The organism is Halalkalibacter sp. APA_J-10(15) (assembly GCF_023017105.1).
Taxonomy (GTDB): Bacteria; Bacillota; Bacilli; order Bacillales; family Bacillaceae_D; genus Halalkalibacter.
Genome location: NZ_JALKEV010000014.1, coordinates 130,164 through 137,466 on the forward strand (window position 1 = coordinate 130,164; position 7,303 = coordinate 137,466).

At 36.7% G+C, this 7,303-nt stretch carries 7 protein-coding genes; 5 read left to right on the forward strand and 2 right to left on the reverse strand.

Going from position 1 to position 7,303, the window contains the following annotated elements; genetic code table 11:
* Both MW695_RS16395 and MW695_RS16400 read left to right on the forward strand, forming a co-directional pair.
* Positions 1-1,122, forward strand: coding sequence for an N-acetyldiaminopimelate deacetylase (locus tag MW695_RS16395; protein WP_247106465.1), 1,122 nt, complete (start codon positions 1-3; stop codon positions 1,120-1,122).
* A 90-nt stretch (positions 1,123-1,212) separates the two neighbouring features.
* Positions 1,213-1,458: a YkuS family protein gene (locus MW695_RS16400; protein ID WP_247106467.1), complete on the forward strand. Its 246-nt coding sequence runs from the start codon at positions 1,213-1,215 to the stop codon at positions 1,456-1,458.
* 237 nt (positions 1,459-1,695) lie between these two features.
* Here MW695_RS16400 and MW695_RS16405 read toward each other — a convergent pair whose 3' ends face one another.
* Positions 1,696-2,532, reverse strand: a complete 837-nt coding sequence (locus tag MW695_RS16405; protein WP_247106468.1) for a mechanosensitive ion channel family protein — start codon at positions 2,530-2,532, stop codon at positions 1,696-1,698.
* Positions 2,533-2,651: 119 nt separating this feature from the next.
* Here MW695_RS16405 and MW695_RS16410 point away from each other — a divergent pair, with 119 nt between their 5' ends.
* A complete protein-coding gene (locus MW695_RS16410; protein WP_247106470.1) occupies positions 2,652-3,878 on the forward strand; it encodes a peptidoglycan recognition protein family protein in 1,227 nt (408 codons plus the stop codon).
* Positions 3,879-4,287: 409 nt separating this feature from the next.
* Here the strand turns inward: MW695_RS16410 and MW695_RS16415 are convergent, their stop codons facing one another.
* On the reverse strand, positions 4,288-5,154 hold the full coding sequence (locus tag MW695_RS16415; RefSeq protein ID WP_247106472.1) for a PhzF family phenazine biosynthesis protein: 867 nt from the start codon (positions 5,152-5,154) through the stop codon (positions 4,288-4,290).
* Positions 5,155-5,937: 783 nt separating this feature from the next.
* Here MW695_RS16415 and MW695_RS16420 point away from each other — a divergent pair.
* The gene (locus tag MW695_RS16420) at positions 5,938-6,318 is read left to right on the forward strand and encodes a nuclear transport factor 2 family protein (protein ID WP_247106473.1); all 381 of its coding nucleotides are present in this window, start codon (positions 5,938-5,940) and stop codon (positions 6,316-6,318) included.
* 65 nt (positions 6,319-6,383) lie between these two features.
* Positions 6,384-6,950, forward strand: a complete 567-nt coding sequence (locus tag MW695_RS16425) for a DEAD/DEAH box helicase family protein (protein WP_247106475.1) — start codon at positions 6,384-6,386, stop codon at positions 6,948-6,950.
* Positions 6,951-7,303 lie beyond the last annotated feature (353 nt).

Here is a 7,303-nt window from a genome sequence, read left to right on the forward strand (position 1 = left end):
ATGTTAAGCGAGCAAGAATTAATCCAAATTCGAAGAGAATTACACCAAATACCTGAGCTTGGATTCCAAGAAATCAAAACACAAGCATATTTGCTTGAAAGAATAAAGAGGTTGCCACAAAAGTACTTAACAGTTGAAACGTGGAAAACAGGTATTTTTGTTTATGTGAATGGTATAAATCATGACAAAACGATTGCCTACCGCGCGGATATGGATGGATTACCGATTGAAGAGCAAACAAGTTATGATTTTAAGTCACAACATTCAGGACATATGCATGCGTGTGGACATGACTTTCATATGACTATTGCTTTCGGTGTTTTAGCTCATGCTGCCTTTAAGCAACCTTCAAGCAATTTATTATTCATTTTCCAACCGGCAGAAGAAGGTCCTGGCGCTGCTCAAGATATGCTTAAATTACCACAATTAACGAAATGGAAGCCTGATTCAATAGTTGCCCTGCATATAGCTCCAGAATATCCGGTTGGCTCAATTGCCATAAAGCCCGGCTTATTATTTGCTAATACATCAGAGTTATTTATTACATTAAAAGGGAAAGGTGGACACGCTGCTTACCCGCATACAGCTAATGATATGGTTGTTTCAGCGAGTTACTTAGTGACGCAATTGCAATCAATTGTCGCACGTAATGTCGATCCACTTGATGCTGGTGTTGTCACTATTGGAGTCATTAAAGGGGGGACTAAGCAAAATATAATCGCCGAACAAGCCGTTATTGAAGGTACTATTCGTACACGCTCGATTGAAACGATGACACGAATCAAACAACGAATAGAGAATCTTGTCAAAGGTATTGAAATTGGCTTTGAATGCGAAGCTACTATTGATTATGGTGCGAACTATTGCCAAGTTTACAATGATCCGAAGGAAACGGAGCCATTTATAGAATGGTTAAAATCAAAAGAAAACATCAATGTCATCATCTGTTCAGAAGCGATGACGGGTGAAGACTTTGGTTATTTCTTAGAGGAAATTCCAGGCTTCATGTTTTGGTTAGGAGTTGATACACCTTATGGTTTACACGACGCCAAAATTGAACCAAATGAACAGGCTATTCCTTTTGCTGTAAAAGCGATAATCGACTTTTTGTATAGAAGATGAAAAAGCTTGGATGAAGGGCAATTGCATAGCATTCCATAAATAGGGGATAGTAATGTTGATCAATTTAAAAACTATTCTGGAGGGATAGCTATGGCGAAAATAGGTGTAGAGCAGTCATTAACAGATGTTCAACATGAATTGCAAGCGAAAGGATATGATGTAGTACCTTTGAAAGAGGAGCAGGATGCTGCTGGTTGTGATTGTTGTGTCATTACCGGTCAGGATCAAAATATGATGGGAATTCAGGATGCTATTACACAAGGTTCTGTTATCAATGCTCATGGGTTAACAGCTCAAGAGATTTGCCAACAAATTGAGCAACGAGTGAATCAATAGTACGATAATGAGGATGGGCTATAAATAGCTTTAAGTCATGAAAAAGATGAATTTGAGTTCGCTCAAATTCATCTTTTTCTATTTTGCGAGTAAGTTCTTCTGCTACATTAGTAGTTGGCAGTGAATTTTCTTACATTCACTGCCATTAGCGCAACACCCATTTCGTTTTCTACCGACAATTTTCCTCTTACAGAAAATCGAGTGAAACGCAAATTAGGCTGCAAATATCCATACAAGTTAATGGCTCTTTTCGATATAAACTTGATGTGGAAATGGAATTTCGATGTTGTTCGCATCAAGTGCTTCTTTAATGGCTTTTCGTAATTTTCTTTCCACTGCCCATTGGAGCATGTTTTCTGTTTTGGCGATTATACGAATAACAACATCTGAATCACCGAGTCCTTGTACTCCGATGACATCAGGTCCTTCTATGATCGTCTCATCTTCATTTGCTACCTTTTCGCAAGCAGATTGCATGATGGCAATCGCTTCATCAATATTCTCATCGTAAGAAATGCTAATATCAACTAACGCTCTCATATTTCCACGTGAATGATTGCTGACACTTCCGATTTCACGATTAGGTATGTAATGAAGAGTTCCATCAAATCCTCTCATTTGCGTATTACGAAGTCCAACCTCTTCAACAATACCATCTATTCCACCAGCTGTCACATAATCCCCTACGTCAATTTGCTTTTCTAACAGGATAAAAAATCCTGTGACGACATCACTAACAAGTCCTTGAGCACCAAAACCAATCGCTAAACCGATAACACCAGCACCGGCAATTAATCCAGTAGCATCAAGACCAAAAATACTAATAATGATAGTGATGAAAATGAAAATGAGTACATATGAAAAAGCATTGACACTTAGTTTCTCTAATGTTTTGACTCTGCCGACACTCATGTCCTTTTCCGATTGCATTTTCGTAAACGCACTCGTAATTAGTCGCTTACCAATTGAGCGAGCGATTAGAAAGGCTAGAATTGCTAAAACCATTTGACCTAATATTGTTAGAATACCAAGTAAAAATCCTTCTTCCGTTAGTTGATTCAACCACTGTTCCATAAAAATCTCCTCCCATATTAACTATAACCGATTCTTATCATATTAAACGTTAAGTTCTGCGTCAATTAATCACCAATAAATAGACCAATCGATATATATAAATAATGAGGTGATGATTAATGGAAATCGTTGATAAAAGGAATACTCTCTTACGAAGCCAAACAAGTTCGTACCGGAGAAGGCCAAGAAGTACAATTCGTAACATAGCGATTCATCATAGTGCAACAACTTCCGGTAGTGCAGAAGCCTTTGCAAGGTATCACGTCAATGAGCTAGGTTGGCCCGGTATTGGTTACCATTATGTCGTAGATCGTAATGGTCAGATTAGCCATTGTCATGATATCGAGGTTGTTAGCTACCATGTTGGTAATAGCAATAGGTATGCGATTGGGATATGTATGGTAGGTGACTTTCGGACACAAACATTAACTAAGGAACAACGGCAAGCAACACTTCGACTTACAAGGAAATTAATGGATGACTTAGCCATTTCAGTAGATAATGTTTGGGGACATGATGAATTTCCTGGATATGCTTGGAAACCATGTCCGTCAATTAATATGCAAAACTTTCGAAATCGTCTTACTAGAAGAGGTGGTTCATACGAGGAAATAGAAGTAGATAAAAGTTTTACAAATGATCAGCAACAACGAACGATTCTTTCTATAGGAGATCGAGGGAGCGATGTAAAGGAAATACAGCAACGATTAGATGAACTAGGCTTTAATCCAGGCCCTCTTGATGGTATATATGGTTCACAAACAGAGGATGCGGTTATTCGTTTCCAGCGGACTGCTGCCATTACAGTTGATGGAGTTGTCGGTCCACAAACGAGGGAACAATTAGATCGCTTTGAACATAATGATGAACGAGAACTTGCTTCGCCCACTGATGAACCAGATGAAAATAGTACTATGTATGAAGAAGAATCAAGAAGGCTGCTAAGACTGTTACGACCTATGATGAGAGGTGAGGATGTTCGAGAGGTGCAAGAGAAAGTAGGGGCTGTACCAGATGGGTTATACGGTCCAGAAACAGAGAGGAGAGTGCAAGCATTTCAAAGAGATCAAAACATTGTTGTGGATGGGATCGTTGGACCGCAGACGTGGAGAGCCTTAGATCGCATTAGTGAGAATGGAGTTGGTTATGAGCGGTTGTTATCTATTCAATCACCGTATATGAGAGGGCAAGATGTTAGAAGAGTTCAGAGAGAGTTAGGTATAACGGCCGATGGTTTATTTGGACCTCAAACTGAGACAGCCGTTCGAGATTTTCAAAGAGCTGAAGGTATAACGGTGGATGGGATTGTCGGTCCGCAAACGTGGGCTAGACTGTTGTGGCTTTGAAATAAAGTTGCGATGTTTATAAAAAAGATGCGATGTTTTGAAGAAAGTCACGATGTTTTAAAGAAAGTTGCGAAGCTTTACCTCTTTAGATATGATTATCTAAAGGGGTAGATTTTAAATAAAGTCGTACCGTTTATAAAAAAGATATACCGTTTGTAAAAAAGTTGTACCGTTTTCCCCCTTTAGATTTTATCTAGAGGGGTTTTCTTGATGTAACAGTTAACATAATTAAATAGTTCACTGTATACTGAATCATATAAAAACGAGATTATTGTGAATAAATTCACTTAAACTAACGGTGCAGAATCCTTTAATAAATAGTGAGTGCTTTTATTGAAGGGGAATCGCAAGTTTATTAATTACATTATAAAATATTAATCTAAAAAAAGCCCAAATTTGGACTTTCTTGTTAATACCATTCTCCTTTTGCGATTAAAAATACTTTACCACCTACAAGGATTTGAATGGACTTTTGGGAATTTTCAGCTTGTATATTTAAAATAGATGGCCTTCCCATTTGGAATCCTTGTTCAACTCTGTACGCTATATTTTTACTTTCAAAAAAGTTATGTGCGATAAGGTATCCAGCAAGATTTCCGTTTGCACTTCCAGTCGCAGGATCTTCAGGGAATCCTGTGTCGTCTAAAAATACTCTTACATTTAAATCATTTTCTTTTAGTTTGGTTTCAGGAGAAAAGACAAGGATATTTGCTTTTATAACGTTATCAATGAAATTTTGATAATTATTATGATTGATCTTGCAACGATTTACAGCATCCAATGAACAAAGAGGAACAATTACTGCTGGTAATCCAGTTGATACAATTTGAATTGGAAAACGGGAATCAATATCTTCATTTGATATCTGTAATATTTCGGCGAAAGTATCTTGATCAGGAATAATCGTTCCAAATTCGGGTGGGTTTTGCTTCATTATTAATTGTTCACCTTCAATATTTACAGGTATTTGTCCTACTTTAAGGTTTAGAGTTATTTGTTTACTTTCATTGTTTTCTAAAACTTTTTGAATGATAAATGCTGTTCCTAATGTTGGATGACCAGCAAAAGGAACCTCAACATCAGGAGTAAATATTCGAACATCGTATCCTCCGTTGTCTTGTTTGCCAGATAAAATAAATGTTGTTTCATTAAAGTTTATCTCTCTTGCAATCCTTTGCATTTCTTCTGTAGATATTGTTCTCGAGGGAATAAGTACAGCTAATTGGTTACCTTGATATTTTTCTTCTGCGAATACATCAACAATGTAAAAATCCATAAATATTACAACTCCTAATTTAAAATTTTAGAATATTATATCATTATTTATTCAACTAACGGATAGCGCGCGACAAGTTCTGTTATAAGCGCATTTGTAGCGTGAAAAAATCAGGAAGTTTACTAGATTAACTTCAACTTTACGACGGAGGATAGGAATGATGGATCCATGTTTCCTGAAACGATCCCATCAATACTCCTGCGTGCGTCATGATTGACTGGTCATGGGGTGTGAAGCACAGGTAGATTCGGTTGAACGAAGGCTGAAGCCATTCTTATGAATAAGGTATGCTGACGGATAGACCGCATGGCTGAAAAACTAGATAGGGTGAGAATGTTCCACTCTAAAGGAACTGACGAATCTCCTGTAATGGGAGTGGAGGAACAGCCCCAAGTCTAGCGAATTAAAAATATTATTTTCTTCATGTGAATGACACCGTTCGGGTAGGAACGTGGGATTTTCACAGTGCGAACTCTTAAAATTGAAAGCGACAAAACTTTCTCTTATAAGGGTAAAGAGGAACTTATAGTCTAGTACATATTATTAGATAGCACGCGGAATGATAGGAAACTATCACGTTCCGTGTTGGGCAGGGGAAAAGCTGGAGATAACTTCAAACGCTTACCTATTGCTACCATTTCTTTAACAAGGAATGCCTTTTTTATGTCAGTAAAAAGGAAATGAATGTTAAACTAAAGGAGCATAATCTTGAAGAATGTTAACGGGCTATTTAAGTGAATTATTAACTTAAATTGTACTACAGAAAAGGTGGCCAATGTAAAAATGACGAATGAAACAGAGCTTAAAGCTCATTTGAAGGAACTGGAGGAAAGTCACTTAATGCCTGAAATTCGCACATCAAGTGAGAAATTAGATAGGTTGTTGACAGATGATTTTTTTGAATTCGGAAGTTCAGGTAGTGTTATACACAAAGAAGATTGTGTAGGAGAAGAGGGAGTTGAAGTAAGAGAATTGTCTCTTCGCGATTTTGAAATTCATCCCATGTCTTCCAAGGCAATTTTAACAACATACCGTGTTAGAGATGAAACAAGAAAACAAGATACTCTAAGAAGTTCAATATGGAAACATATTGACGGTAGGTGGCAGATGTTCTTCCATCAGGGAACTATCGTTAAATCTAATAGTAGTGGCTATTTGTATTAAAGTAACGGGCAGCATTCTGTAATAATCAACGGTCAAATAACAAATAAATCTGAATGGAGTAATATATGGTTATTTTAATAAGTGCTGTAAGTGGAACTGGAAAAACCTTGATGGCTCAAAAGTTACTAGAAAAATATCATATTTCTTATCTCTCTATAGATCATTTAAAAATGGGCTTGTACAGAGGAGATAAGAATTGTGGATTCACACCACTAGACGGTACGAAAGTCATTGGAGATCATCTCTGGCCAATATTAAAAGGGATTATTATGACAAATATCGAGAATGAACAACATATTATTATTGAAGGATGCTATATATTGCCTCACTATATGGAGGACTTTGACATCCATTATTCAGAAAAGATTATTCCAGTATTCTTAGGTTTTTCGACGAATTATATTCAAGAAAACTTCGAAACAAAAATAGTGAAACATAGGAATGCTGTTGAACTACGGAATTGGCCGGAAGAAAGAACAATCAAAGAACTAATCAAGGAACATAATATATTTAAAACAGAATGTTTACAAGCAGGTGTTAGGTATTTTGAAATCGAAAACGACTATGACACAGAAATATTAAATGTTTATGACTATATAGAGGCTGAAAAACGGAGAGTCAACCCTTTGTAAATTATCTGCATTAAGTAGAACCTGAATTTTATTTCTTTTTTCATGTTAAGGTTTACAGAGAGATTAGTAGCAGATAAAAACAAAGATAAAGTGGTGAGATTTTTTGGGCTCTCTCCTTTATTGTCGCAACATATTTTTAAGTTTCAGGTATAACAAGATTATTGTGATTTCTATTCGGAACACGAGCCATAAAATCTTCAACTATTGGGCAGGATTGTTTAATAATAGACGAATTGTAATATTAAGTGCGACACCTAAAAAGAAAAACAAAAAGCCCATGAATCTTCGTGTAAAATGAAGTTACCACACAACCCTTACACGGAGGTTTATCATGAGCTATTCCCATCTTACCA

Excerpts from the sequence above, each read along its gene's own strand:
- MW695_RS16420 (WP_247106473.1), top strand. The coding sequence starts at position 5,938 with ATGACGAATGAAACAGAGCTTAAAGCTCATTTGAAGGAACTGGAGGAA.
- MW695_RS16410 (WP_247106470.1), top strand. The coding sequence starts at position 2,652 with ATGGAAATCGTTGATAAAAGGAATACTCTCTTACGAAGCCAAACAAGT.
- MW695_RS16400 (WP_247106467.1), top strand. The coding sequence starts at position 1,213 with ATGGCGAAAATAGGTGTAGAGCAGTCATTAACAGATGTTCAACATGAA.
- MW695_RS16395 (WP_247106465.1), top strand. The coding sequence starts at position 1 with ATGTTAAGCGAGCAAGAATTAATCCAAATTCGAAGAGAATTACACCAA.
- MW695_RS16415 (WP_247106472.1), bottom strand. The coding sequence starts at position 5,154 with ATGGATTTTTACATTGTTGATGTATTCGCAGAAGAAAAATATCAAGGT.
- MW695_RS16405 (WP_247106468.1), bottom strand. The coding sequence starts at position 2,532 with ATGGAACAGTGGTTGAATCAACTAACGGAAGAAGGATTTTTACTTGGT.
- MW695_RS16425 (WP_247106475.1), top strand. The coding sequence starts at position 6,384 with ATGGTTATTTTAATAAGTGCTGTAAGTGGAACTGGAAAAACCTTGATG.